Source organism: Acinetobacter sp. V116_7 (assembly GCF_056735735.1).
The window spans coordinates 181,806-207,675 of the sequence record NZ_JBWZIF010000012.1 but is presented as its reverse complement, the minus strand read 5'-3'; the positions used below and the strand labels follow the sequence as shown (position 1 = coordinate 207,675).

The window sequence follows — 25,870 nt, the reverse complement described above, 5'->3', positions numbered from 1 at the left end:
TTTTAAACAATTTAAAGTATAAGAAATTTATAAGTATTTCAATTTTATAAGCAGATTTATTTCTATAAAACTAAAAATCATCCAAAGAATGATTTAAATTCTTTGGATGATTGAAAATAAGCTTATTTAGCTTTTAGAGTCACTGTCTATTAAGCACTTTTAAGTTCCCAGCGCTGTTTTGGGTCATTAGATCGTTGACTAATACCTACAGATGAACCCCAAGTATGTGTCAGTACAGCATCTGGTTGGCCTTCCACAAAGATATAACCATCTTCAAATGCCCACTTAGTTTGGTACTGGCGACCCGCACCTTGCAAGAAAACACGGCCACTATGCCAATTAATTGGTTTTATTTCTTTACCATTGGTACTGTTTAATGCGGTTTGGAGTTGTTCAAAAGACTCATTTGACTGTAAACCTGTCTGCAAAATCTTTTTGACCGTATCCATATTTTTTTCATTCGTATGTAAATCTAGAGTTTTTCTAAGCTCTAAAAGAACTTTTACGGCTTCTTTTTTAAGGTCTTGAGTATTTTCATATTCTTTAAATACTTTTGCATGAAGCTCATGAATGCTCTCTTTCTTGATTTTTTTTAGAAGAGTATCAATATTTTGATGGTGTAAATGCAATCGGAACTCTGACCTTGAAGTCCAATCTTTTTGATCCAAGACATCTAATTGCACCGCGGCAAGAATGATCTTATAAAGTTGTTCATTATGCTGAGCGAAAGGATTCACAGACAAATTTTTAAGTTCAGGAATATCTAAACCTAGAAACGGAGATTTAGCATATTCATGGAACTTGTGTTCGATGCTACGAATTGAATTATGAGCCAGTACCGTATTTAAAGAATCATTCAGCTTAGTTTCATCAAGTTTGCCAATGAGTTCGGATTTAATTGTTTCTTCGCCGTTACTATGAATAAATGTTTTTAATAAACGAACAATATCAAGACCTTCACTTGTTTGTAAATGGGCTAGTGTTTCTTCATCTTGTTTTGGCAAAAGACTAAGGAAATGTTCTAAGTCTTTGTCTAATAATTTATATGCAACCGCATTTGTCTTAACATGAGCACCGAGCACCCAACGAGAACGGATATCTTTAACTTTGTTATAAAGCATATTCACTCTGTGACCCCAACTGTCTGCACTACTGTCAAAATACCAAAGCTCTTCGTCTATATTTTTAACCTTGTCATGTACCGTAAATTCACGGTCATTTGTATGAGAGTAAGCTAACTTACCCGTTTCACCACGCGCAGTTACTGCATCTTGTACACCATGGGTTTGACCACCATACAAACTTGAAATACATGCACCTGTTTCTTTGTTAACGATTCTAAAGTTTCCTTCTGGAAAGCCATTAGCCATGATATGTCGCTCCTTATAATTAGAAAGTTTTTGTAATAGTCGAAATTAATAGTTATCAAGTAAATTTCGAAGCGTGATTTATACCATAATTTTTCACATATAAATCCAAGTGTTTTTGTTGGTTTTTGTATTTAACATTTTGATTTTATTGTATTTATTAGAATTTCTTAATAAAAGCATGAGACTATACTTTAGAGCTATAAGAACACAATAAAAAAGTCCAATATGTATTTCAAAGACATATCTAGTTTTTTAATAGATGAGTTATCAAAGTTATGAATGCTTTGATAACGAAATACTTTTAAATTACTTAACGGTTACTGATTTAGCCAAGTTAGGCTGTTGGTTAACGTCTGTACTATGCAATATAGAAAGATGTTGACGGCCTAGGATTAGGACAGCATTCACCTGTAAAAGCTTAAAAATAAGCTCTCAAAAAGATGGTAAGAGGTGGGGCGCAGCATCTTTGGAGTAAGTGCTTTCTATAAGTTGTTTCTATGTCTCGCTTTTTCTCATCTTATATATTTATATAAACTGTTAAATTAAAATTAACGATCAATTTATTTTATTAACTAAATATATACAACCCAAGTTTTTATTTTAAATTTAATTAAAATCCGCAAATATAATAAAGACAATAATATTATTTAAATATGAATAAAATTATTATATTTAAACTTTTTCATTAAAATAAATTGACGTTCTTTATTATACCAATTATGATTTCGTTGCTGGCCTACATTGCCAGTCGGTTTTAGCAGACCGTATCCTAGCGAATGGGTTATACTTTCTGAGTATTTCCCATGTGGAACCTTTGTGCCCCCTTTTTCTCTATGGTAGGGCGGAAGGGGGACGCGTTCGCGCGTGCTGGTCGCTAGGTCAGTCTGCTAACCCTCTTTCGTTCTGCCACCCTAATCAATTGACGGTGATTTGGTGGTAGGACTCCATTTTTAAGGAGTTGGCCATGCCACAATTTAAACTCATTTTCTCTCTTATTTAACTATTTTATTTATTTAAAATTTGGGTTTCTTTAACCTGATTTTTTAAATTTATAAATTATTTTTATTTTAAAATCTTAATTATTTTATTTTCCTATTTTTTGTGGGAGGATTAATTATTATTTAAAAAATTATTTTAATATTTAAGCGAATAATATTTCTGTTTTATTTAAAGATATAAATAATCATGAGAATAATATGAAACTTCATAAATTTATATTGTTTTTAAACCTTGTGGTCGGTGCTTACAGTATTACAAATGATGATGCCAATGCTCAGCAGGAATTTAAAAGAATTTGCTTGTCAGGTGAACACATGCAAGCCAGTTGTAATTGTGTTTGCCAACAGCTTGCACAGGCGTATTCGCCTCAAATTGTACAACGTTTAAAACATGCCAGTTTGCAAAGTCCTGATCTCCCACAGGACTTTGCCCCTAATTTGTTTAGCAGCATTCAACGCTGCGACAAAAATGGAATGGGCTAAGTTCGCTTAGCTCCTTTATCTCTGTGTCGCAATGATCTCTCAAACTTTAAATCAGCGCAAAAGTAAAAGTCCATTGTGACATAGGGTCCTAGGGGATTTCTCTACTATCAAACTCGGTTTTCTTTCGTGGGAAAGCCTCTGTGTAGCGGTATGAAGGCAATAAAAAAGCCCGATATGCACTTACACATATCGGGCTTAATCAATCAGTTATTAAAGCAGGGGATGCCTTAATAATGATCTTTTTTGAATTACTCTACAGTTACTGACTTCGCCAAGTTACGTGGCTGGTCAACGTCTGTACCACGTAATACAGCAACGTGATAAGACAATAGCTGAACTGGTACGCTATAAACAATTGGAGCTAACCATTCGTTTACTGCTGGAATATGTACAACGTGTTGACGGTCTTTTTCACTGATTCCGCTATTTTCATCCGCGAAAACAAATAATTCACCACCACGTGCCTGAACTTCTTCCATATTTGATTTTAGCTTATCAAGCATTTCATCATTTGGAGCTAGAATCACGATTGGCATTTCAGTATCAACAAGTGCTAATGGACCGTGTTTTAACTCACCAGCAGCATAGCCTTCTGCGTGAATATATGAAATTTCTTTAAGCTTTAATGCGCCTTCTAATGCGATTGGATAATTCGTACCACGGCCTAAGAATAAGCAGTGATTTTTTTCAACGAATAATTCAGACAAACGCAAAATTTCTGAATCATGTTTAAGCGTATCAAGAATAACTTTCGGGCTGTGCCATAGCTCACGTGTAATTTCTTCAAGAAGAGCAGGGCTAATACGTTGTTTCACTTGACCAATTTTCAAGATTAACAACATAAGCGCAGCGAGCTGAGTCGTAAACGCTTTAGTTGATGCAACACCAATTTCAGGACCAGCAAGAGTCAATAAGTGATGATCAGTTTCACGAACCATTGAAGACGTAGCAACGTTACAGATAGTCAAAGTCTGAATATCGATATTGTTTGCTTTCGCACGCTTTTGAGTTTCACGTAGTGCAGCTAAAGTATCAGCAGTTTCACCTGACTGTGAAATACAAATATAAAGTGTATTTTCAACAATTACAGGGGTGCGATAGCGGAATTCACTTGCGATTTCAACTTGGCACGGCACGCCAATTAGTTGTTCAAACCAATATTTCGCAATCATTCCTGAGTGGTAACTTGTACCACAAGCAATGATTTGTACGCTTTGAATTTTGTTGAAATCTGCATCAGCATTTTTCAAGAAATCATCACGTAAACTATTGCCATCAAGTGCTTGAGAAATCGTTTGCTTGATTGCTTCTGGTTGCTCATAAATTTCTTTGAGCATGTAGTGCTTGTATTCACCTTTTGATGCACTGCTTACGGTTGCATCAAGCTCTCGTACTGGACGTTCAACGCGCTCGCCGTTTGCGAATACTTCAATTGAAGTGCGAGTAAGACGTGCAATATCGCCTTCTTCTAGGTACATAAAGCGGTTAGTCACTGGTAAAAGTGCAAGTTGGTCTGAACTAATAAAGTTTTCACCAATACCTACACCAATGACTAAAGGTGAACCTTCACGTACAGTAATGAGTTCATCTGGATAATCGCTGTGGATAATACCTAGCGCGTAAGCACCTTTAAGCTGAGGTACAACAGTTTCAACAGCATCTAAAAGGCTATCTGTGCTTTTTAGAGCTTCAGCAACTAAGTGTGCAACGACTTCAGTATCTGTTTGAGAAGTAAAAACGTAACCTAAAGCTTGAAGGTCGTCTTTTAATTCTTGGTAGTTTTCAATGATACCGTTATGTACAACAGCAACCTTACCCGACATATGTGGGTGAGCATTATTTTCAGTTGGTTTACCATGTGTTGCCCAACGGGTATGCGCAATCCCGATAGCCCCTGTAAGCTGGTGTTCAGCAACTGCATCGGCAAGATTAATAACTTTACCTACACGACGCTCACGTAAAATTTGTTGGTTATTCAGTAAAGCAACACCCGCAGAATCATAACCGCGGTATTCAAGACGTTTTAAACCTTCAATTAAAATCTCGGTTACACAACGCTCTGCAACGCCTCCGACGATACCACACATACTTCAATCCTCTTATTTTTTAACCTTTTGGGGACGTTGATAATTTGCTTTTGAAATTTGTTGCGCACGTTCAAAGGAGAGACTTTGTTCGGCTACATCTTTCGTAATCACAGAACCCGCACCAACTGTTGCGCCATTCCCAATGGTCACCGGAGCAACCAGCGAGCTATTAGAACCGATAAAAACGGCATCGCCAATAGTGGTTTTGTGTTTATTTGCACCGTCGTAATTACAAGTAATAGTACCTGCCCCAATATTTGATTCAGCACCGATTTCTGCATCACCTAAGTATGTGAAATGGTTAGCTTTACTACCTAGTCCAATCGATGTGTTTTTAACTTCAACAAAGTTGCCAATATGCACTTCATTTGCCAATTTAGCCCCTGGGCGTAAGCGTGCAAATGGTCCAATTTGAGCATTTTCACCTACAACTGCGCCATCAAAAACGCTATAGGCCTGAACTTTAGTGCCTGCTGCAATTTTGGTGTTCTTTAAAATACAGCCAGCGCCGATTTCTACAAAATCACCAAGCTCACATTCACCTTCAATAATAACATTGATGTCAATACGAACGTCTTGTCCAACTTTTACAGAACCACGTAAATCAAAGCGTGCAGGGTCAAAGAACATTACACCTTGCTGCATAAGCTTTTTGACTTGCTCTTGTTGGAACTGGCGTTCTAAAGCTGCAAGTTGTAAGCGGTCATTAACCCCTTCAACTTCAAAAGCAAGCTCTGGTTCAACAGAGGCAACTTCTAAGCCATCTGCAATTGCCATTGCAACGATGTCAGTTAGGTAATATTCACCCTGTGCATTTTCATTTGAAAGTTTAGGCAACCACTCATGGAGTTTTGCGTTGCTCACACAGTAAATGCCTGTATTGAATTCTTTAATTTGGCGTTGTGCTTCGTTTGCATCTTTATGTTCAACAATGGCTTGAATTTTGCCATTTTGGCGCACAATACGGCCATAACCTGTTGCATCATCTACAGTAAGCGTAACTAAGCCAATTCCTGTCTGAGTCGATGCATCTAATAATTTTTGCAACGTATTTGCATTAATACATGGTACATCGCCTGATAAAATCAGTGAAACACCTTCTTTAGGAAGTACAGGTAAGGTCATTTGTACTGCATGACCTGTACCAAGTTGTTCAGCTTGCTCAACCCATTGAACATTTTCTTGGGCAAATGTTTGTTGTACGCGGTCACCACCATGACCATAAATCGTAATAATATTTTTAGCTTGTAATTGTTTTGCTGTTTCAATGACATGCCCTAATAGTGGGCGACCCGCTAAAGGTTGTAATACTTTAGGAAGCTGAGAACGCATACGCGTTCCTTTACCAGCAGCAAGAATAATGACGGTAGTTGACATGAATAACTCTAATGATTAAGTCAAATGGATAATAATTAGTGTACAAAGAGCAGCCCATACACCGGCAATAATATCGTCAAGCATAATACCAAAACCACCATGCACTTGACGATCAATAACACGGATAGGCCAAGGTTTCCAAACATCGAAAATTCGAAATAATATGAAGCCGACGATCACCCACATCCAGTTCATTTGTTGTAAGTAAATGAGAGGAAGAAAGGTAATAGATTGCCCTGCAAATTCATCCCACACAATTCGACCATCATCGTGTACATTTATGACTTTCGCAGTTTGACCACAGATATAAATCCCGACCAAGGACATGATAATTATCGCGATTAAGCTTAAGTTAAATCCAAGCGATAACCAGATCGGAACGAAGAGTAGGGCAAAAGCAGAGCCAAAAGTACCAGGGGCTTTAGGTGCGAGACCAGATCCGAAACCAACTCCACAGAAAACGATGCAGCGGTTGAACCAAGACATGTCTTTAAAATGAATCGGCGGCTTATGCAAAGTGTTGGTATCCATGAATTTGCAATGGGTAATCCGAACCCAAATGCTCAAAAGTTAGTTGTGTTTGCTCAACGATCTGTCCGATCATTGTAAACTTAATGTCTAGTTGTTTTTGCAAAAGTTTTTCATAATTTTGCGGTGTTATTGTAAAACATAATTCGTAGTCATCACCACCAGCTAGCGCATATTGCCAACGCTGCTGTTCTGGTAGTTTCTCTAGCGTTGAATCAATCGGTAACTTTTCTAAAAATAATCGGGCACCGACCTTTGAAGCTTTTAAAATATGGCCTAAATCTTGGGCTAATCCATCAGAAATATCAATCATGCTAGAAGCAAGGCCCTTTAACTGTTGTCCAAGCTGACAACGTGGCGTCGGGTAGTCTAGTCTTTTTTGTAATGGATGACCTAGGTGTTGTAAACCATATGCTGCATCTCCAACTTGACCGCTCACACACACATAGTCTCCGACTTTTGCGCCCGAACGTAACACCGCTTGTCCAGCTTCAATCCAGCCCATAGCCGTGACAGTAATGGTCAGATGTGGACCTTGGGTCGTATCTCCACCAATGAGAGCAACACCAAATTGATTACAGCAGTCATAGATTCCCTGACTGAATCCTTCAAGCCATTCATGGTCAATGGTAGGGAGACTTAACGCAAGTAAAATACTATGGGGTTTAGCACCCATGGCAGCAATATCTGAAAGATTTACAGCCACACTTTTCCAGCCAATTGCATGCGCAGAGGTATTAAGAGGAAAGTGACGACCAGCAACTAGCGTATCTGCACAGATCACCAATTGTTGATTTTGGGGAGGGGTGATTAAGGCTGAGTCATCTCCAATACCTAAGGTGACATCTGTGTAAGATTGTCTGTTAAAGTATTGGTCAATAATAGAAAACTCAGCCATATCAACTTCAAACCTATTAGTTTGCTTGTTGTTTTTCAGCACTACGTAGTGTTGAACTTAAACGATCTAAAACGCCATTAATGTATTTATGGCTATCTGCTCCACCAAAGTGTTTGGCGAGTTCAATGGCTTCATCAAGAACTACACGATAAGGTACTTCTAAATGATCACGTAACTCATAAGCACCTAAACGTAAGGTTGCGAGCTCAACGCCATCAAGTGCACTAAGTTCACGGTCAAGTACCGGAATGAGTAATGCATCAAGATCGTCGCGCAGTGCAATCACTTGCGTTAGTAGTTCGTGATAGTAATTTAAGTCTACCTTGTGCATGGCATTTTCAGCACGAGTACGTGCTTCGATTTCATGTACAGGATTGTGACTCATTTGCCACTCATAAATACCTTGTACAGCAAAACGACGTGCTTTGCGTTTTGCTGCATAAGCGGCTTGCAGTGTTTGAGACATGCTTTAAATTGCCTTTAATAAATTAACCATTTCAATTGCAGTTAAAGCAGCTTCGCTACCTTTGTTTCCTGCTTTTGTACCTGAACGTTCGATGGCTTGCTCGATGCTATCAGTAGTTAATACACCATTGATGACAGGCAAGCTGCTTTCTAACGCGACTACACCTAAACCTTTTGCACATTCACCAGCAACGAAGTCAAAGTGTGGTGTGCTACCACGAATAACTGCGCCAAGTGCGATGATTGCATCAAATTGATTTGATGTAGCTAATTTTTTAGCAACAATCGGGAGTTCCCATGCGCCAGGAGCATGAATAACAGTAATGTTATCTTCATTTACACCATGACGTTTTAATGTGTCGATTGCACCATCCAATAAGTGTTCAACAACAAAACTGTTGAAACGACCCACTAAAATCGCATAACGACCTTCGCTTGCGAGATGTAATAAACCTTCAATACGGCGAATTGCCATAGCAACCTCGATTATTTCGTTGTGATTTGATCAGCAGTGACATATTCCACTACTTCTAAATTAAAGCCAGATAAAGCATTGAAACGTAATGGTGAGCTAAGAAGCTTCATTTTTTCAACACCTAAGTCACGCAAAATTTGAGCGCCTACACCAATGGTTTGATATTGGTGTGAAAGTGCTGCATTGGATTTCACCGGTTTTGGTTTATTTAAATCATCCAACGCTGGTCCCAAGTCTTGCAAATGATCTTGCCCGATCCAGACTAAAACACCGCGATCACTCGCTGCAATTGTCTGTAGTGCACGGTCTAGATTCCACGCAGGTTCACCATCAGCTTTATTGAGCTTAAGTAAATCGCGAATTGGACTGAAACCATGTACACGTACTGTTGTAACACCTTCTTTTGGCTCGCCTTTGACTAAAGCCAAATGGATGTCCGGGTTACCAATCTCACGATAACGATAGAGTTCAAATGAACCATATTCTGTTTGAATCGTTTTTTGATCCAGACGTTCAACCGTTTGCTCATTGGTCATGCGGTAGTGAATCAAGTCCGCAATTGTACCAATTTTTAAGCCATGCTTCTCGGCAAAAATTTCTAAATCTGCACGGCGCGCCATTGTGCCATCTTCATTGATGATTTCACAAATGACAGAAGCTGGTTCAAGACCTGCTAATCGTGTTAAATCACAGCCTGCTTCGGTATGACCTGCACGATGTAGAACACCGCCTGGTTGTGCCATTAACGGGAAAATATGGCCCGGTTGTACAATATCACTTGGCTTTGCATGCGCTGCGACAGCAGCTTGAATTGTATGTGCACGCTCTGCTGCTGAAATACCAGTTGTAATACCTTCAGCGGCTTCGATTGATAAGGTAAAGTTTGTACTATGCTGAGCACCGTTTTGGTCAACCATCAACGGAAGGTTTAACTGCTTACAGCGCTCACGGCTTAACGTTAAGCAAACTAGACCACGTGCATGGGTAATCATGAAGTTAATATCTTCAGGACGAACATGCGTTGCTGCAATGACAAGATCACCTTCATTTTCGCGATCTTCGTCATCCATCAAGATAACCATTTTGCCTGCACGAATATCGGCGACAAGATCTTCAACACGACTCAGCGGCATTCGCTCTCACCTTTTTTTGTCGTTAGACAATTTCTATTTAATAAATTTTGCATAGTTTACGCTGTTTAGAGAATTTTGCCTATGATTCTGATTTATCCAACTTTGCAACCAGATAGAATAGATCCAGCTTTATTTATACAAATAAATCATAAGAAAATGGAATAATTTAAAATAAAAACAATGAATTTAAATAAAAAAACCTAGCCAAAAGGCTAGGTTCTGATATGCGCAGTTATTTTTTATGAAGCTGCACTGCTTGGACTATCATTTTGTGGGATTGATTTTTTTCCCATCAAAATCTCAGTGCGAATATTTTGAGCAAGTTCAGCGCACTCTGCATTCATGCCATTGATCATAAATGCATGACGAGTCATGACATTGCTTGGGTTTGGCATTGCAACAAGTTGATAGCTGTCTTGAATTGCCTTGAGTTGATCATTCTCAAGATATAAAGCAGATTCTTTCGCATGAAGATGCTGTGCTAAACGTTGAGCAGCTTCTTTCGCATCAATTTGCATTGCTTCCACAGCATTACATGTTGCACTACGAGTTTGCAGCGCAAAGCGTTTATCTTCGCGATAACGTTTATATAAAACGTCAGAGAGCAACTGGAATACGGTTCCAACCATAAGCAGACACTCTACAGCGTGAGTATGCGAGGTTGAAATCGCAAGTGTAGCGCCGTCAGCATTAAATTCATTTACGACTTCAATGTCCGCTAACTTTAACTGGTAATGCTTCACGCATAACTCAATACTCTTGTTTAAAAAGAGCTGACAGAGTTTAAAGTACGGAACAGATACCGATTGGTTAACACTGCTTAATAACTGTTTAGGATCATAAAACTGAATATTGAGTGCCAACATATGTTGGTCAGCTGAATCTGCTGTTTTCTCTGGTTGAGGACGAGCCGCTGGTTTACCTTTCGCTTGTTGTTGAGCTTGAGCAACCAACGTTACTGTATTTTGTTTTTCTAAAGCCAATGCCTGAGTTAACTGCTGAATTTCATGTTTTAAGCGGTTTTCTTCGTTAATACGTGCCAAATATTCGCTACGGGTTGGGCGAGCAATCGCGCGATAGGCAAGCCATAATAAAACATGCAAAAACAGAGAAGCTAAAATTGCTAGCCATTGAGTACGCAGAATTTCACCAACACTTGGTTGAATCAGCGTAATTTCAATAGAGCCCACTTTCTTTTCATTTTGCAGAGCATCGCGAGCAAAAATCTCACCTTGGCGAGTTTTTGAAATTCCACTCGTTGCCAGCACTTGTTTGTTGGCATCAAGAATGCGAATAGACGCAACGCTTGGATTGGTCGCATAGCGATTAGCAATCAGAGCTAAAGACACCGTATTGGCAGGTTCTAGCTCAGATAAGCTATCTGCAACGAGTTGACTGGTCATGAGCTGACCTTGACTCGCACGGTTTTCATTGAGCTGGTGTGTCGTTGCAATCACCATTAAAAAGGTATGCAATGCAAAACTAACGATCAGTAGGCTAGCAAATAGCCCTTGTCTAGGCGCAATCAAGTTAAACTTCCAAGGCAATTATATTGAAATTCGATTATGATTCTTACAATAGTTGTCACTCAGACTAGAGTCAATTCATGCGAGAAATCATTCTTATATCCTTTTTAGGACCAGACCAACCAAACCAGTTTACCCGATTAATGCAAGTACTATCCGTACATTCATTGCAAATACTGGATGTAGGTCAGGCTGTTATTCATAATCAACTCACATTGGGCATTGTAGTCGCTTCCGATAATGAAACTGCGACTGCATTGGCAATGAAAGAAATTCTGATTTTAGCACATGATATTGGCTTAACAGTGCGCTTTAAACCAATCACAGGCGCAGAATACGATCAATGGGTAACTGAAGGTGGCCGTACTCGTTATATCGTCACGGCTTTAGCCCCTGAACTCACTGCTGCACACTTACAAGCCGTTACACAAATTGTGTCTAGCCAAGGCTTTAACATTGAAACTGTTACCCGTTTATCAGGCCGTGTCGACTTTGAAAAGGATAGCGCATTCCCGCGTCGTGCATGTGTACAGTTTGGTTTAAGCAGTGGCCCAACTCTAGATGCTCAAGCTATGCGTGCAGCATGTTTACTCCTTTCAAGTGAATTAAATATTGATGTCGCTGTTCAAGAAGACAATGCTTATCGACGTAACCGCCGTTTAGTTTGTTTTGATATGGACTCAACACTCATTGAACAAGAAGTGATTGATGAGTTAGCGATTGAAGCAGGGGTAGGCGTACAAGTTGCTGAAATCACTGAAAGAGCGATGCAAGGTGAGCTTGATTTCCAGCAAAGCTTCCGTGCTCGTGTTGCATTATTAAAAGGGTTAGATGCTGCTGTTTTACCTAAAATTGCAGAGCGTTTAACTATTACTGAAGGTGCAGAGCGTCTCATCTCGACCTTAAAAGCGCTTGGTTATAAAACGGCAATTTTATCTGGTGGATTCCAGTATTTTGCTGAATACCTACAAGGTAAACTTGGTATTGATGAAGTTCATGCCAACATTTTAGATGTGCAAGACGGTTTCGTAACAGGTGAAGTTAAAGGCGCAATTGTTGATGGCGCTCGTAAAGCTGAGTTATTACGCGAACTTGCAAATAAAATGGGTATTTCTCTAGAGCAAGCGATGGCGGTCGGCGATGGTGCAAACGATTTGCCAATGCTAGCGATTGCAGGGCTTGGTGTAGCTTATCGCGCTAAACCTTTAGTTCGTCAAAATGCAAATCAGGCTATTTCAAGTGTGGGCTTAGATGGGGTTCTATATTTACTTGGTATGCATGACAAAGATTTAAACCGTGCTTAATCTATAAGGCTAAGCTTTAAGCGCTACTTCAGAGTAGCGCTTTTTTTATGCAGAATCGTCATAAAAACAAGCATGTTATGCTCAAATCATGCACAGAAAAAAGGCAATAAAAAAATCTGAAAAAAACTTATTTTGGTCCTTAAAAACAGCATATTTTTTTGTAATGACACGCCAGAATTGATGCCATATAGGGAATCGAACTTTTTGAATTTTACAAAAATGTAATGACAAAAGAATGTTGCGACAAAGTATGTCGCATTAAGAAAAAACGGGTCTTTTTTTCTAAAAAAAAACATCCATAATGCATCCTAAGCTTCAACACAAATTATGAATTAAAGTTGTTTTTGGAATGAGGTCGGGTTTTTAAGACCGAATCTTTTTAGACGTTTTCATTAAGACGGAGGTTTCTATGGTAACAGCGAATTTTGCCGCTATCGCCGGATTCAGCTTGATCGCTGTCGCGCTTGTTGCTGTTTTCTTTTCTCCTTACCGTCGTTGGCTTGGTTTTATGCTTGCAGGGATGTTCTTTTGGGGGCTATTGGAAGTGGTCCGTTTTGGAGTTCAAGTCACTTTTGAAATGCCAGTCACATATAGTTATTTAACTGCACTAAGTCTAGCGATGGTAATGGTTACATTTGTTTTGTTACGTGAGGATAAACAGGCACAAAAGGCTTTGGCAAATCGCCAATATATAGAACACACGCCAGTATATGAAGATGATCAGCAGCAATGTTCTAGCCGATAATTAAATTGTTATCTAACGGTAAAAAGGTATGCACAGCATGCCTTTTTTATTTACGAAACGTGATTTTTATTATACAAAGCATTTATTAAAAAATAGCCAGTTATGCTACGATAGACGCGTCTGTTGACGTTTCATCTAGATTGCGTTGCCAGCTAAAAATTATCAGTTGATGCACAAAACACAAGCAATGGTATGTCCTTGTTGAGTTTTGCTCTAAAGTTTTCATAAAAATACAATAGGCGTGAATGTTCATGAAACTTTCTTCTATACCTGTAGTCAAGTTACCTCTCGTTGATGTCAGTACAGACCCGTTAGATTTATTGGTAGCAGGTTTAGTGCTGCGTATGAAGCAATTGGCACGTACTAGCCCTAAGTTTATTGAATTGATTCATGACCGCGCTTTCCGTATTCAGATTGGTACGGACTTAGGTGTTGCACGTCAGATCATTATTAATAATGGACAGATCGATACTGTTGCAGGTGCACCTGAAAAAGCTGACTTTATCTTACAGTTTGCAGATAGCGAACAGGGTGTAAAAACTTTAATTAAAGGTGACCCAACTGCATTTATGACAGGCATGCAAAACGGCAGTATTAAAATGGAAGGAGACTTCAGCCTACTTGTTTGGTTTAACCAAGTGGCTAGACTCATCCCACCTAAGTTGCCAAAACCAGTTAAAGAGAAAGTACGTCAAGCACGTGCTTTTATTAAAGAGAAAACTGGTCGCTAATCGCCAGATATAAAAAAACTCCCAAATGGGAGTTTTTTTATATCTATGCTTCAACTTCTAGATTGAACGTCACCGGACCATCATTAATGAGATGAACCTTCATATCGGCTGCAAAAATGCCAGTTTGAACTTTTTCAAATTGTGAATGGGCATATTCAACTAGCTGTTCATATAACGCTTTGGCATCTGCTGGAGGCATGGCTGGACCAAAATCTGGACGTAAACCTTTTTGCGTTTGGGCCATCAGGGTAAATTGTGAAACAAGCAGGATTCCTCCATTTGCTTGAGAGACATTCCACCCCATTTTGCCTTGTTCGTCATCAAAGATGCGATATTTCAAAATCTTATCAATAAGCTTCTGGCCAATTGCTAAAGTGTCATCACGGCCAATGCCTAAAAAAACCAGTAGTCCGTGTTGGATTTCACCAGTAGTCTCACCGTCAACTACCACTTTGGCTTCAAGAACTCGTTGTATTAAAGCGCGCATAGTTAAAGCAAATTTCTGCAATTAATTGAATTGGTTTAGTTTAGCAGAATTTAAATTAAATGATTTTTAAAAGGAAATTTCATGGAATTGCAACAATGGTCTAAAAGCTCGCAATTGATTTATAAAAATATGCTTTAATGCTAAGAAGCAAGCGAATAATCATTGACTATGTCTCCAATTATCCATTCTTTACTAGATACAGACTTGTACAAATTTACGATGTTACAAGTGGTTTTGCATAAATTCCCGCAAACCCATAGTGTCTACCATTTCCGCTGTAGAAATTTAGAAGATACTGTCTATCCACTAGTAGATATTTTGGATGATTTAAACGAACAACTCGACTATTTGTGTAGTCTTAAATATAAAGAAGACGAGCTTCAATATTTACGTAAATTGCGCTTTATAAAAAGTGACTTTGTCGATTATTTAGAACTGTTTCAACTGAAGCGACGCTTTATTCGAGCTAGCATCGATGCGGAAGGTCGTTTGGATATTCATATTGAAGGTCCAATGGTCCAAGCCATGATGTTTGAAATTTTTGTATTGGCAATTGTAAATGAACTTTATTTTAGCCGTATCAAAACCGATGAAGTATGGGCTGAAGGCGAGCGCCGTTTAAAGGCTAAGCTTGAATTGATTCAGGAATATGAAAAAACACAAAAACCGAATGACCCGCCATTCTTGGTTTCTGATTTTGGTACACGTCGCCGTTATAGCTTCGTATGGCAAAAACATGTGGTAGCAGCCTTTCATAAAACAGTACCAAATGTGTTCCGTGGTACAAGTAATGTCCTGCTTGCAAAAGAGTTAAACATTACGCCAATTGGAACCATGGCTCATGAATTCCTACAAGCTTTTCAGGCACTTGATGTACGACTGCGTGACTTTCAAAAAGCTGCTTTAGAGACGTGGGTTCAGGAATATCGCGGAGATTTAGGAATTGCCCTAACTGATGTTGTTGGTATGGATGCGTTCCTCCGAGATTTTGACTTGTATTTTGCGAAACTCTTTGATGGCTTACGCCATGACAGTGGTGACCCTTACGAATGGGGCGATAAGGCCTATGCGCATTATCGTAAATTAAAAATTGATACCAAAACCAAGATGCTGACTTTTAGCGATGGTCTTAATTTGCCAAAAGCATGGGAATTACATCAATACTTTAAAGATCGTTTTCAGGTGAGTTTTGGTATTGGAACTAATTTGACTAATGATATGGGCCAAAAGCCGCTCAATATTGTGTTGAAACTAGTCGAATGTAATGGTCAGTCGGTTGCAAAAATTTCTGATAGTCCCGGTAAAACCATGACTGATAACGATACTTTCTTGGCTTATTTACGTCAGGTTTTTGAAATCGAAGAACTTGAAGAAGTGGTTTAAGTAATAAATAGTCTCGCTATTTTGTATTTTTAAAAGTAAGAATGCTGATATCTGATTTTCTGCTAAAGAGTTGCAGAAAATCAGAGTTTGTTAGATATAAGCTTATGCTAATATGAAATTAAGCTGGTATAAAAAGAAACCATGACGATGACACTCCCGGATTTTAAACTCGATTTATTAATAGAAGCAGAAGAATTAGTGCCTTATCTAGGCAATGAATATATTCGCATTGTAGATTTGAGCCGTGCTTCTGTTTATGAGCAACTTCATATTCCGCATGCTATTCACTTACAACCTAAATGGTTAGTGTCTCAACACGAAGAAGCCACTGGCATTTTGCCAGATGAAGCAGGTTTACAAGCACTGATTGAAAAATTGAATATTTCACCTAATCATCATGTTGTGGTCTATGACGATGAAGGCGGAGCATGGGCTGGACGTTTAATCTGGAATTTGCATTGCTTAGGATTCACTCGTACCAGTTTAATTAATGGCGGTATCCATGCATGGTTAGGAGCAGGGTTACCAACGACAGCAGAAGTCGAAGAAGTTTCTCCTGTTGCAGACTTAATTCAGATTGATTTATCGCATGCCGCTCAGTTCCGTGTGAACTATGAAGAGCTACGCAAACAAGTAGAACAAGAAAATGTTCAATTGTGGGATTGCCGGACGAGTGATGAATATAGTGGGATCCGTTTAGCAGCGCGACGCGGCGGTCACATTCCAAATGCACTCCATTTTGAATGGAGTACTGCACTTAATCGTCAAAATCATCTAAAATTGCATCCGCTTGAACGCACGCGGCAGCGCCTTGAACAACTTGGGTTCGATTTACAGCAACCTGTAGTTGTGTACTGCCAGTCACATCACCGTTCCGGTTTGGCCTATATTTTGGCTAGGCTCTTGGGCTGGGAAGCAAAAGCCTATGATGGTGCGTGGAGTGAATGGGGCAATCGCCTCGATAGTCCTATTATTACTGGAGAATCACCGTCGTGAGTTTCACATCTCGATTAAAAAAAGAATTATTTATTAAGGCACAAAACCTTGTACCACAGCATCAATTGAGCCGTGTGGTAGGTAAAGTTGCTGCGAGTGAAAATCCAGTTGTGAAAACTGCTGTTATTCATGCATTTAAAACCAAATATGGGATTGATTTATCGATTGCTGAACAAGGCAACGCACTAAAATATAAATCTTTTAATGACTTTTTTACTCGTGCTTTAAAAGATGGCGTGCGTCTCGTTGACGAAAATGCAGATAGCATTGTGTCACCTGCTGACGGTGCTATTTCTCAGATTGGTAAAATTACTGCGGGTGAAGTATTTCAAGCAAAAGGCCAAAGCTTTTCTGTAGAGAAACTCATTGGCGACCCACAACTTGCTCAGCCATTTCAAGAAGGTGAGTTCGCGACAGTCTATCTATCTCCACGCGATTACCACCGTGTACATATGCCGTTTGCAGGGACATTGACTGAAACTTTGTATGTACCGGGTGAGCTATTTTCGGTAAATCAGGTGACGGCTGAAAATGTACCGGGACTATTTGCTCGTAATGAACGCATGGTGTGTTTGTTTGATACTGAACTTGGCCGTATGGCTGTTGTGTTAGTGGGTGCAATGATTGTTGCTGGTATTGAAACTGTGGCAACAGGTAAAGTGAAACCTTCAGGTCGTATCGAATTACAGCATCATCAGTTAAAGCTAGAGAAAGGTGCTGAGCTTGGACGTTTTTATTTAGGTTCTACAGCGGTTATTTTATTTGAAAAAGATAAGATCGAATGGGAACAACGTTTTAAAGCTGAGTCTGTGGTTGTAATGGGCGAGCGCATGGGACATACAGTTTAGTAAACGATATAGCCCCTATAAGATAAATAAACCCTGACTTTAATTATTCAGGGTTTATTTTTTTGATTTAAATTATATAAACGTAAAATATATAACTATGTTTGTATTTATATTATATGGAAATATAATTGTTATTAAGTGATCTGAAATAGGACATTATAGAAGCTGGTTCATAAATATGTGTCTGAAGAGAGCAAAAATATTAATATGATTGAAAATTAATAAATAAAAATAGAAAGAAATATTTAAGTTAGACTTAAGTCGTAATTTTAATTTTATTTGAAGATAAGTTATTAAATCTAAAAAAATTATTTAATTTTATAAATGTGAGGCGATTTTTAGATATTGCACAGCCTTTAGCCTTGGCACAATGCTTGCTAACTATTGAGGACCTTACTGTAATTTTCATATTTTTTAGGTTCTGAAATCATGTTAAAAGTTAAACGCCTGACAGCTTCGGTTTTATCTGTACTTTGTATTTCACTTAGCCATGCCAATGATTTTAAAGTTTTAAATCAAATTTCAAAACAGCCTACTCAACTTCAAAGTGGCGAATATAAAGGTAATTATTACGTTCCATCTACTTTAAAAACCATTACATGGGGTTATTTACCGAATCGGGATGCCAAACCCGTCCTTACCGTTCCGTCGGGTAGTATTGTGACATTTGATACGGTTTCTCATGAAGGTTTGCTTGAAGACCAAGGGCGTAATGCTGAAAAGTTCTTTCAATCGAAAGGTGTCAAATCTAATGAAATCTTGGAAGATGCAAAAACAATTACGCAGTCAAATTTAAAGCATGATTTTCATAAAGATGGGCCACATATTGTGACAGGTCCTGTTGCAATTGAAGGCGCACAGCCCGGTGATATTTTAAAAGTTGAGGTACTTAAAGTTGAGCCGCGTGTACCTTACGGTGTTATTTCAAATCGACATGGTAAAGGTGCTTTAGTAGGGGAATTTCCAAAAAAAGCAAAGCAAGAAAATGCATCGGCTGAACATCCTGAACGCTATGGAAATGTCTCAATTTTCACCCCAATTGAAAAAAATGCGAAAGGTGAGTACGAAGGTGTATTAAAAACAGAATCGGGTAAATCAATACGTTTCCCGCTTTATCCTTTTATGGGAATTATGGGGGTAGCAGCCAATACTTCTGAGCCTGTTCACTCTGTACCGCCTGCAATGTATGGTGGAAATATTGATATTAATGAACTAGGTGCAGGTTCAACAGCCTATTATCCTGTTCAGGTCAAAGGCGCATTATTCTATACGGGTGATAGCCATTTCGCGCAAGGGGATGGTGAAGTAGCATTAACTGCACTCGAAGCTTCAGCCCGCGCCACGCTGAAATTTACCTTACTCAAAACAGGTAAAGATAAAATACCGGGCAAAGATCTAAAACAACCTTTAGCTGAAAATGCTGAGTTTTGGATTACACCGGGTCTTGATGAAGATTTAGATGAAGCGATGAAAAAGTCTACACGTGAAGCCATTCGTTTCTTAAACCAAGAATACGGTATTGATGAAGCAACGGCTTATGCGTATTTAAGTGCCGCAACTGATTTTGAAGTTTCACAAGTTGTAGATAAAACCAAAGGGATCCATGCAAAAATTAGAAAAGCTGATTTTAAAGAGTTTGAGAGTAAATAATTAAAAAGGGAGCAATGCTCCCTTTTTAATTATTTAGTCCAACCATATTTTTTGAAAATAGTATTACCTTGTTGAGACGATAAGAACTCTACAAAACGTTTAGCTTCAGCATCTTTTAAACTATGCTTGGTTAAGGCTACACCTGTATCTCGATAGACAACTAGCTCTGGTTCAATCGGTATAATTTGCCCAACATCTGGGTTACTAATTCCCCAAATATTAAAAACTAACCAAGCATCATAGCTACTATTTTCTTCCCAGTTTTTCTTGGCAATTCCTGTGTTAGCTGCATAGGTGGCAATATTTTTTCGAACAGATTTGGTTAATTGAATATTGCCAGTTCTACCAGCGATATCCTCCCACATACCAACTTGACCTGCACCATGAGTAACTAAAACTTTAATGCCAGATTTAGCTAGGTCTTTAAATCCTTTAATATTTTTAGGATTTCCTTTGCGTACTAAAATGGCTGCAGGGCGTAAATATAAAGGTTCCACCGATTCTTTTATAATTTGTTCAGAAAAAGTATTTTCAAAATCAGACATCATGGCTTCTGAACCACTATAGATAACATCGGCATCTAGTTTCGCTTTGTCAGACCATTGAGAAGTAGGCCCAGACGTTACATGGACTGCTATGCCCGTTTTATTGGTGAATTGTTTGGCTGCTTCTTTCATGGCGGGTGCTGGTCCACCAGGACCATACACTTGTACATCTGCAAAGCTATGGATAGGTAGAGAACCGAGAATAAGACAAATCAGGTACGGTATAAATTTATATTGTTTTGACATTCTAATCGCTATATTAATTAAGAAAATATCAGCATATATTTTTTATTATTTAAACGGGATTAATTTTTGCAACGATATTTATAATACATTTCTTTAAAATATATTTTAATTAGATTTTAAGTGACTGTATAAATGTAAATTCTTTTGAAGTAAATATAACTATAGAAGTTTTTATGGTAATTTATATTTTATAAATTGATTATTTGAATAGATATATTGTAAATAATAGAGGAGTAATCCCTTGATTAAAAAAAGTAATTCTTTTTTAAAAATTTTATTTAGCAGCGCTTGTTTGGTTTCTGGTTCTGCTATGGCTGCTCCCATTACAGATTTGGGTAAGCAAATTGTGAGCGAAAAACCAGGCTCAATACTCTCTATAGCACAACAAGATGTGACAGATTTATTTCCTCATGCTGATCAGCGCTTGTTGGTTAATTATCGTAGTCGAGGTATTCAGGGCGAGCCTATTGTTGTATCGGCTTTTATTTTATTACCGAAAGGAACACCACCAAAAAATGGCTGGCCGATACTGGCTTGGGCGCATGGTACGACTGGAGTTGCTGATACTTGTGCACCTTCGGGTGACTATGTGGGTGGACCAGTTCACTCATATCAAGAAGTTGCTTCTAAAGCTTTAGATGGTTGGCTTGCACGTGGCTATGCAGTTGTTGCACCTGATTATCAGGGTTTAGGTACACCGGGTGGGCATCCTTACATGAATGCAAAGAGCCAGCTTCATACGGTTGTTGATGCAGTGCGTGCATTACATTTGCTTAAGCCCAAGAGCTTTAGTAAACAGTGGTTGGTGATGGGGCACAGTCAAGGTGGAGCTGCGGCAATTGCAGTGTCTGCCTATGGTCAAAAAGACGCTCCCGAATTAGATTTAAAAGGGGCAATGGCTCTTGCGCCAGGCGGCTATCAATATGAAGGCATCGCAGAATATGTGAAAACTAATCCGAACCCAGAACCTAGTGTGGCAGCATTTTTCCCGATTGTTTTATTAGGAGCACAAGCAGCAGAACCAAGTATTGTTCCTGAAAATTTAGTCAGTCCAGAAATGAATGCAGTACTGACTCAAGGGCGCAGTCGTTGTTTATCTGAACTTCAATCTGATTTGAAAAAATCTCCTTCTAGCATATTTCGATCTGATGCTGATTTAAAACCTCTTTTGGCTTATCTGAAACAACAGTCGATTGAAAATATGGTGCCTACCGTCCCATTAATGATTGTTCAAGGTTCTAAAGATCATTTAGTCGACCCGAGAGGCACATCTGCTTATTATCAGCAGCTATGTAAATTAAAAAAACCAACGGTATATCAAACGATTGATGGTGGAGATCATCGTGATGCACTACGCCAGAGCAATACTTTTGCTACTCACTTTTTAAATGTAATAAAGAAAAACCAAAGTAAATCCTATTGCTCGACTTCTAAGTAAATTGGTTTAAATGCTAAAAAAGCCGACTTTTCATGAGCCGGCTTTTTATATTTGAAGGGGTGACTTTAGGTCAGGTTATACAGTCTTTCTTTAGGGAAAACTGCGTTAAAATCAGCCTTCATATTCACGCCCATTTTTGCGCCATTTTCCATCAGCACCTTTATACCAGTCTGGGGCTACAGCTGGGCCTCGTGCTCCTGAGCCTTCTCGTGACTCATCTATATAATCAATTTTATCAATGTACACTGTATCTTCTCGGCCTTCATAAACTCTGCTGCGCAACAGTATTGTACGGTGCTTCCAATCAATACTTTTAAGTTCTCCCTGTTCACAAGTTTGATTTATTGAACCACCAAAATGTCCCCAAACCATTAAATACTTGCCCATAGGTATACATCTTAATTGATCATCAATAGTTTCTATATAAGGTTCTTCTTCGATTGGCTCAAGTGACTCAATTTTATCAAAAGAGATTAGTCCAATTGATTCACCTTCTATGAATACTCGAATTGATACAAGAATAGTCTGTTGATCTTTATCAATATGAAGAACTTTTACTTTTAATGATTCTCCACTTTTTAAACCGAGAATAAAGCAATCAGTTATTTCTGCATTATTCGATATTATTTCTACAGGGTTAATAGTCATTTAAGCCTCGCTTAATTATTATGTTAGCTGTTCTTATGGGTTAAGTTATTTGTAGCGATTTAATAATACTGAATTATTTTTAAAATAAAAGTTGTTTTTAAAATTGTTAATTTATTAATTAAATAATATTTTTTTATTTTAAATATTTTTTAAATTATCAATGATATTAATTATATATATTGTATAAATTGGGTGGTTTTGTATTTTAAAAGTACAGTTGGTATATCTATTTCATAAATTCTAATCTATGAAATAGATACGAGGAAAAAGAAGATTTATTAAATAACTTATATAGGCTGACCATAGGTTATATTTGATATTATCAATGACAAAAAATTAAAATCATGTCCATAATAAATTATATATAAAAAATGGCTAAGTATCTTTCACTGCGTCTATTTAATATCCACCCTTTATGTGGAATGAATACTTTTTAAGCCATGTTATATAGTCTTTCTTTTGGAAAAACTGCGGTAAATGTTGATCCCTCGTTTTCTTTAGACTGTACATCTAAATACGCGCCGTGTTGCATCAGCACGTGTTTTACAATCGCAAGGCCTAAACCTGTACCACCTGTTTGGCGACTACGGTCACTGTCAACTCGATAGAAGCGTTCAGTTAGTCGTGGCAAATGTTTTGGGTTAATTCCAATGCCTGTGTCTTGTACACTAAAGTACGCATGTTCACCGTCATCATGCCAGCCAATGGTAATGGTTCCACCTTTTGGCGTGTACTTGATAGCATTCGTAATTAAGTTACTAAATGCACTGGCAATTTCCATGTCAGAACCAATTAGGTCACAGTGGCTATCAATGTGTAAATTGAGCGTATGTCCATAATCGGCATTGTAGGCCTGAGCATCATCAAAGAGTTGACTCATTAAACTCGGCATTTCAATAATCTGATTCTTTGCAATTTTCTTATTATTTTCTAAATTCGATAACAGCAGTAAGTCATTCACCAAAGCATTCATACGCTTGGTTTGTGACTGCATCTGATCAAAGGCACGTTTCCAGCGCGGACTAATATCTTCTTGATCGGTAAAGGTCTCGATATAACCACTCAGTACAGTTAATGGTGTACGAAGTTCATGAGAAATATTATCGACGAAGTCTTTACGCATTTGTTCAAGGTTGTGCATACGCGTAACGTCGTAAGCCACCAATAAACGACTTTCTCCACCAAATCTTGTGAGTTTAACCTGTACATAGCGGTCATCATCAAAATTTGAATGAAGCTTAATCCCGTCGGGTGCCTGATCAATATTGTTAAAATATTCAATAAAGGTCGGCTGACGTAAAATCGTTAATAAGTTACGACCACGGTCAAGTGGGCTGATCCCTAACAAACGTTCAGCAGCAGGGTTCCACCATTCGATTTGATGTTGGTCATCAATTAAAACAACGGCTTCAGCAAGTGCAACCAAAGATGACTGAGCTCGATCAATTAAACCGACCATTTCCGCCTGAACAATTCGTTCTTGGCGCTGAGCACGGTAAACATTAAATAATAATGCCCCCCAAATCCCATTAAGATTTGGAGGAACGTCATAAGGTTTATTCGCAATCCAGTCATTGACCAGATATAAAGAACGCAACTGGAGTGCAAAAAACACCACGAAGGCGATAAAAATACAGCTCCAGAAATACCCAACGCCTAAACCGACTAAACCGGCAATAATTAGAAAAAATAATAAGAGCCGTAAATCTTGTTTGGCAAACGTCCATAAACTACTGTAGCGGGAAAGTTTTTGTTCACGTACCTGTTCGGGGACGGGGTAGGGTTCATACATAAATCTTGGTTAACCTGCGGCTAAATCTGCACGTGTTGAGAAACGGTAGCCAGTTCCACGCACAGTCTGAACAAATCGGTCTACACCAAAAGGTTCTAAAACTTTACGCAAACGGCGAATGTGCACATCGATAGTGCGGTCTTCGATATATACATTACCGCCCCACACCTGATCGAGCAACTGGGCACGTGTATATGCACGCTCTGGATGGGTCATAAAAAATGCAAGTAAGCGATATTCAGTTGGACCCATATCTAAAATGCTGTTGCCAAAGCTAACACGCTGGCTTACAGGATCAAGAATTAAGCCATTGGCATCAATGGTTTTTTCGCCACTTAATGCATTAGCACGACGCAGAACTGCCTTAATACGTGAAACCAGTTCACGTGTTGAAAAAGGCTTAGTCATGTAGTCATCTGCACCTGCGTCAAGACCTTGTACTTTGTGGTCTTCTTCTCCGCGGGCAGTCAACATAATGACTGGAATTTCTGCTAGGTTTTCATCTCGTTTTAAGCGGCGACATAAATCGACACCACTTACGCCTCCAGGTAACATCCAATCAAGCAAGATAAGCGCCGGACGTTGGTCGACGATAATTTGATGAGCTTGTTTGGCATCTTCTGCCTGTAAACACTGAAAGCCTGCCATGTCCAAAGAAGTATGGATCATTTCGCGAATAGGAAGCTCATCATCGACAATTAAAATATAGTCATCTTTCACAGCGCAATATCCTATAGATTTAACGGTGAACCGTTTTGTAGTTATGACAGGCTTATTACAAAGATTAATTATGACAATTTCATTGCAGAAAAGTCTATAAAATTAAATTTAGCAATAATTTGTGACAAAACTAAGGCAAAGGTATGACCAAATTGTGACATGAAGACTTTAATTTTCTTAAAATCATTCAATAGGTTATCACTTGAATCGCTTAACTCATTTTGCACATTTATGGCTGTCAAAAAACTTTAATATTATTTTGAAACTTGCGCTAATAAAGATAAGAAAACGATACGGCATGCGGTTAAAACCTGTTCAAGCGACTGTTCAAACCCTCCCATGACCCATCGAATCGCAATTTGAGTGACATATCCATTTAAGCCAGTTGCGATTAAAGAGAGCTCATTTTCATGGTGTTGAATTTGCGGCATGGTCAGCATAACAAAGGCTTGAATCATGCGATCAAATTGCGCAAGTGTTTCTTGAATTGTGGCCTGATTATGTAACTCTTGTACCAAAACGGCATCGACATAGATAATACGAGCTAATCTTGGGTCGTCTTTTAAGGTCGTCAGCAGTGCTCTTAAACCAGCATCCACCATTTTTTCTGGATCGGGTGCAGCTTTAATCACGGCTTGCATCAGATTTTGCTGTAATTCTTCAATCATTTTTAAAAAGATGGTTTGGAATAAATCTTCACTCTTCTTAAATGATTCATAAAAATAACGTTCTGTGAGTTTTGCCTCTTGGCAGACATCTTTTACCGTCACGGAAAAAAAACCGAGCGTTCCGTAAGTCGCAATACCTGCTTCAATCAGTTTTTCACGGCGGGCCTCTTTACGTTCTGATAGAGATAACCCTTTGAACTGACGTTCTTTACTCACACTTTTTGTTTTCTTTTTACTGGTTGAGTCGTTAGTCGCCATAAATAAGTCGTTTCCTAAAGATTGGTTTCCTAATTTATAGGTTTTGGCCAAATATGCTCACTATGATAAAG

Annotated in this window: 23 protein-coding genes and 1 pseudogene; 9 read left to right on the top strand and 15 right to left on the bottom strand. The window is 38.6% G+C overall.

Annotation, left to right across the window (positions count from 1 at the left end; genetic code table 11):
• Nucleotides 1–149: 149 nt before the first annotated feature.
• A complete protein-coding gene (locus tag AC1PJP_RS03600; protein WP_005300475.1) occupies nt 150–1,370 on the bottom strand; it encodes a hypothetical protein in 1,221 nt (406 codons plus the stop codon).
• A 1,196-nt stretch (nt 1,371–2,566) separates the two neighbouring features.
• Here AC1PJP_RS03600 and AC1PJP_RS03595 point away from each other — a divergent pair.
• Nucleotides 2,567–2,861: pseudogene (locus tag AC1PJP_RS03595) on the top strand (hypothetical protein).
• Between the two features lie 238 nt (nt 2,862–3,099).
• On the opposite strand, the gene glmS reads toward AC1PJP_RS03595, so the two are convergent.
• The 8 genes from glmS to AC1PJP_RS03555 form a co-directional block, all read right to left on the bottom strand.
• On the bottom strand, nt 3,100–4,938 hold the full coding sequence (gene glmS / locus AC1PJP_RS03590) for a glutamine--fructose-6-phosphate transaminase (isomerizing) (protein WP_479766537.1): 1,839 nt from the start codon (nt 4,936–4,938) through the stop codon (nt 3,100–3,102).
• A gap of 12 nt (nt 4,939–4,950) precedes the next feature.
• Nucleotides 4,951–6,315, bottom strand: a complete 1,365-nt coding sequence (gene glmU / locus AC1PJP_RS03585) for a bifunctional UDP-N-acetylglucosamine diphosphorylase/glucosamine-1-phosphate N-acetyltransferase GlmU (protein WP_250375007.1) — start codon at nt 6,313–6,315, stop codon at nt 4,951–4,953.
• A gap of 15 nt (nt 6,316–6,330) precedes the next feature.
• On the bottom strand, nt 6,331–6,846 hold the full coding sequence (locus AC1PJP_RS03580) for a phosphatidylglycerophosphatase A family protein (RefSeq protein ID WP_013196559.1): 516 nt from the start codon (nt 6,844–6,846) through the stop codon (nt 6,331–6,333).
• Nucleotides 6,824–7,741, bottom strand: coding sequence for a thiamine-phosphate kinase (gene thiL / locus AC1PJP_RS03575; RefSeq protein ID WP_013196560.1), 918 nt, complete (start codon nt 7,739–7,741; stop codon nt 6,824–6,826). Before thiL ends, AC1PJP_RS03580 begins: the two co-directional genes overlap by 23 nt.
• A gap of 16 nt (nt 7,742–7,757) precedes the next feature.
• Entirely contained in the window at nt 7,758–8,207 is a 450-nt protein-coding gene (gene nusB, locus AC1PJP_RS03570) for a transcription antitermination factor NusB (protein WP_004790142.1), read from the bottom strand.
• Nucleotides 8,208–8,210: 3 nt separating this feature from the next.
• Nucleotides 8,211–8,681: a 6,7-dimethyl-8-ribityllumazine synthase gene (ribH, locus tag AC1PJP_RS03565; protein WP_002119264.1), complete on the bottom strand. Its 471-nt coding sequence runs from the start codon at nt 8,679–8,681 to the stop codon at nt 8,211–8,213.
• An 11-nt stretch (nt 8,682–8,692) separates the two neighbouring features.
• Complete coding sequence (ribBA, locus tag AC1PJP_RS03560) at nt 8,693–9,814, bottom strand: bifunctional 3,4-dihydroxy-2-butanone-4-phosphate synthase/GTP cyclohydrolase II (protein WP_003654193.1); 1,122 nt, start codon at nt 9,812–9,814, stop codon at nt 8,693–8,695.
• A gap of 239 nt (nt 9,815–10,053) precedes the next feature.
• On the bottom strand, nt 10,054–11,361 hold the full coding sequence (locus AC1PJP_RS03555) for a hypothetical protein (protein ID WP_479766536.1): 1,308 nt from the start codon (nt 11,359–11,361) through the stop codon (nt 10,054–10,056).
• 59 nt (nt 11,362–11,420) lie between these two features.
• On the opposite strand from AC1PJP_RS03555, the gene serB reads away from it, so the two are divergent.
• The 3 genes from serB to AC1PJP_RS03540 all read left to right on the top strand — a co-directional run bounded on the left by serB (nt 11,421) and on the right by AC1PJP_RS03540 (nt 14,120).
• On the top strand, nt 11,421–12,644 hold the full coding sequence (gene serB / locus AC1PJP_RS03550) for a phosphoserine phosphatase SerB (protein ID WP_440206572.1): 1,224 nt from the start codon (nt 11,421–11,423) through the stop codon (nt 12,642–12,644).
• A gap of 409 nt (nt 12,645–13,053) precedes the next feature.
• A complete protein-coding gene (gene aciT, locus AC1PJP_RS03545; RefSeq protein ID WP_004704819.1) occupies nt 13,054–13,389 on the top strand; it encodes a ciprofloxacin tolerance protein AciT in 336 nt (111 codons plus the stop codon).
• A gap of 251 nt (nt 13,390–13,640) precedes the next feature.
• The gene (locus tag AC1PJP_RS03540; RefSeq protein WP_013196563.1) at nt 13,641–14,120 is read left to right on the top strand and encodes a hypothetical protein; all 480 of its coding nucleotides are present in this window, start codon (nt 13,641–13,643) and stop codon (nt 14,118–14,120) included.
• A gap of 43 nt (nt 14,121–14,163) precedes the next feature.
• On the opposite strand, the gene dtd is transcribed toward AC1PJP_RS03540, so the two are convergent.
• Nucleotides 14,164–14,607, bottom strand: a complete 444-nt coding sequence (gene dtd / locus AC1PJP_RS03535; RefSeq protein ID WP_005300497.1) for a D-aminoacyl-tRNA deacylase — start codon at nt 14,605–14,607, stop codon at nt 14,164–14,166.
• A 168-nt stretch (nt 14,608–14,775) separates the two neighbouring features.
• Here dtd and pncB point away from each other — a divergent pair, with 168 nt between their 5' ends.
• The 4 genes from pncB to AC1PJP_RS03515 all read left to right on the top strand — a co-directional run bounded on the left by pncB (nt 14,776) and on the right by AC1PJP_RS03515 (nt 19,484).
• Complete coding sequence (gene pncB / locus AC1PJP_RS03530) at nt 14,776–15,990, top strand: nicotinate phosphoribosyltransferase (protein WP_005300500.1); 1,215 nt, start codon at nt 14,776–14,778, stop codon at nt 15,988–15,990.
• Between the two features lie 147 nt (nt 15,991–16,137).
• The gene (locus AC1PJP_RS03525) at nt 16,138–16,986 is read left to right on the top strand and encodes a sulfurtransferase (RefSeq protein ID WP_107880422.1); all 849 of its coding nucleotides are present in this window, start codon (nt 16,138–16,140) and stop codon (nt 16,984–16,986) included.
• Complete coding sequence (gene asd, locus AC1PJP_RS03520) at nt 16,983–17,834, top strand: archaetidylserine decarboxylase (RefSeq protein WP_004790127.1); 852 nt, start codon at nt 16,983–16,985, stop codon at nt 17,832–17,834. Before AC1PJP_RS03525 ends, asd begins: the two co-directional genes overlap by 4 nt.
• Before the next feature lie 429 nt (nt 17,835–18,263).
• Nucleotides 18,264–19,484 carry an acetamidase/formamidase family protein gene (locus AC1PJP_RS03515; protein WP_479766535.1) on the top strand — a complete coding sequence of 407 codons (1,221 nt, stop codon included), beginning with the start codon at nt 18,264–18,266 and terminating at the stop codon, nt 19,482–19,484.
• Between the two features lie 29 nt (nt 19,485–19,513).
• On the opposite strand, the gene AC1PJP_RS03510 is transcribed toward AC1PJP_RS03515, so the two are convergent.
• On the bottom strand, nt 19,514–20,275 hold the full coding sequence (locus tag AC1PJP_RS03510) for an AcfC family putative adhesin (RefSeq protein WP_479766534.1): 762 nt from the start codon (nt 20,273–20,275) through the stop codon (nt 19,514–19,516).
• A 241-nt stretch (nt 20,276–20,516) separates the two neighbouring features.
• Between AC1PJP_RS03510 and AC1PJP_RS03505 the strand changes: the two genes are divergently transcribed.
• Complete coding sequence (locus AC1PJP_RS03505; RefSeq protein WP_479766532.1) at nt 20,517–21,713, top strand: alpha/beta fold hydrolase; 1,197 nt, start codon at nt 20,517–20,519, stop codon at nt 21,711–21,713.
• A gap of 111 nt (nt 21,714–21,824) precedes the next feature.
• Here the strand turns inward: AC1PJP_RS03505 and AC1PJP_RS03500 are convergent, their stop codons facing one another.
• From AC1PJP_RS03500 to AC1PJP_RS03485, 4 genes are all read right to left on the bottom strand, one after another.
• The gene (locus tag AC1PJP_RS03500; RefSeq protein WP_192454660.1) at nt 21,825–22,361 is read right to left on the bottom strand and encodes a hypothetical protein; all 537 of its coding nucleotides are present in this window, start codon (nt 22,359–22,361) and stop codon (nt 21,825–21,827) included.
• A gap of 433 nt (nt 22,362–22,794) precedes the next feature.
• Nucleotides 22,795–24,153 (bottom strand): phosphate regulon sensor histidine kinase PhoR, encoded by a 1,359-nt coding sequence (phoR, locus tag AC1PJP_RS03495; RefSeq protein WP_192454659.1) that lies wholly within the window; start codon nt 24,151–24,153, stop codon nt 22,795–22,797.
• 9 nt (nt 24,154–24,162) lie between these two features.
• The gene (phoB, locus tag AC1PJP_RS03490; protein WP_000650776.1) at nt 24,163–24,873 is read right to left on the bottom strand and encodes a phosphate regulon transcriptional regulator PhoB; all 711 of its coding nucleotides are present in this window, start codon (nt 24,871–24,873) and stop codon (nt 24,163–24,165) included.
• Nucleotides 24,874–25,127: 254 nt separating this feature from the next.
• Nucleotides 25,128–25,799, bottom strand: coding sequence for a TetR/AcrR family transcriptional regulator (locus AC1PJP_RS03485; RefSeq protein WP_031949648.1), 672 nt, complete (start codon nt 25,797–25,799; stop codon nt 25,128–25,130).
• Between the last annotated feature and the right edge of the window lie 71 nt (nt 25,800–25,870).

Bases quoted from the DNA above. Each gene is read 5' to 3' on its own strand.
- AC1PJP_RS03600 (WP_005300475.1), bottom strand. From the start codon at position 1,370: ATGGCTAATGGCTTTCCAGAAGGAAACTTTAGAATCGTTAACAAAGAA.
- glmS (WP_479766537.1), bottom strand. From the start codon at position 4,938: ATGTGTGGTATCGTCGGAGGCGTTGCAGAGCGTTGTGTAACCGAGATT.
- glmU (WP_250375007.1), bottom strand. From the start codon at position 6,315: ATGTCAACTACCGTCATTATTCTTGCTGCTGGTAAAGGAACGCGTATG.
- AC1PJP_RS03580 (WP_013196559.1), bottom strand. From the start codon at position 6,846: ATGGATACCAACACTTTGCATAAGCCGCCGATTCATTTTAAAGACATG.
- thiL (WP_013196560.1), bottom strand. From the start codon at position 7,741: ATGGCTGAGTTTTCTATTATTGACCAATACTTTAACAGACAATCTTAC.
- nusB (WP_004790142.1), bottom strand. From the start codon at position 8,207: ATGTCTCAAACACTGCAAGCCGCTTATGCAGCAAAACGCAAAGCACGT.
- ribH (WP_002119264.1), bottom strand. From the start codon at position 8,681: ATGGCAATTCGCCGTATTGAAGGTTTATTACATCTCGCAAGCGAAGGT.
- ribBA (WP_003654193.1), bottom strand. From the start codon at position 9,814: ATGCCGCTGAGTCGTGTTGAAGATCTTGTCGCCGATATTCGTGCAGGC.
- serB (WP_440206572.1), top strand. From the start codon at position 11,421: ATGCGAGAAATCATTCTTATATCCTTTTTAGGACCAGACCAACCAAAC.
- aciT (WP_004704819.1), top strand. From the start codon at position 13,054: ATGGTAACAGCGAATTTTGCCGCTATCGCCGGATTCAGCTTGATCGCT.
- AC1PJP_RS03540 (WP_013196563.1), top strand. From the start codon at position 13,641: ATGAAACTTTCTTCTATACCTGTAGTCAAGTTACCTCTCGTTGATGTC.
- dtd (WP_005300497.1), bottom strand. From the start codon at position 14,607: ATGCGCGCTTTAATACAACGAGTTCTTGAAGCCAAAGTGGTAGTTGAC.
- pncB (WP_005300500.1), top strand. From the start codon at position 14,776: ATGTCTCCAATTATCCATTCTTTACTAGATACAGACTTGTACAAATTT.
- AC1PJP_RS03525 (WP_107880422.1), top strand. From the start codon at position 16,138: ATGACACTCCCGGATTTTAAACTCGATTTATTAATAGAAGCAGAAGAA.
- AC1PJP_RS03515 (WP_479766535.1), top strand. From the start codon at position 18,264: ATGTTAAAAGTTAAACGCCTGACAGCTTCGGTTTTATCTGTACTTTGT.
- AC1PJP_RS03510 (WP_479766534.1), bottom strand. From the start codon at position 20,275: ATGTCAAAACAATATAAATTTATACCGTACCTGATTTGTCTTATTCTC.
- AC1PJP_RS03500 (WP_192454660.1), bottom strand. From the start codon at position 22,361: ATGACTATTAACCCTGTAGAAATAATATCGAATAATGCAGAAATAACT.
- phoR (WP_192454659.1), bottom strand. From the start codon at position 24,153: ATGTATGAACCCTACCCCGTCCCCGAACAGGTACGTGAACAAAAACTT.
- AC1PJP_RS03485 (WP_031949648.1), bottom strand. From the start codon at position 25,799: ATGGCGACTAACGACTCAACCAGTAAAAAGAAAACAAAAAGTGTGAGT.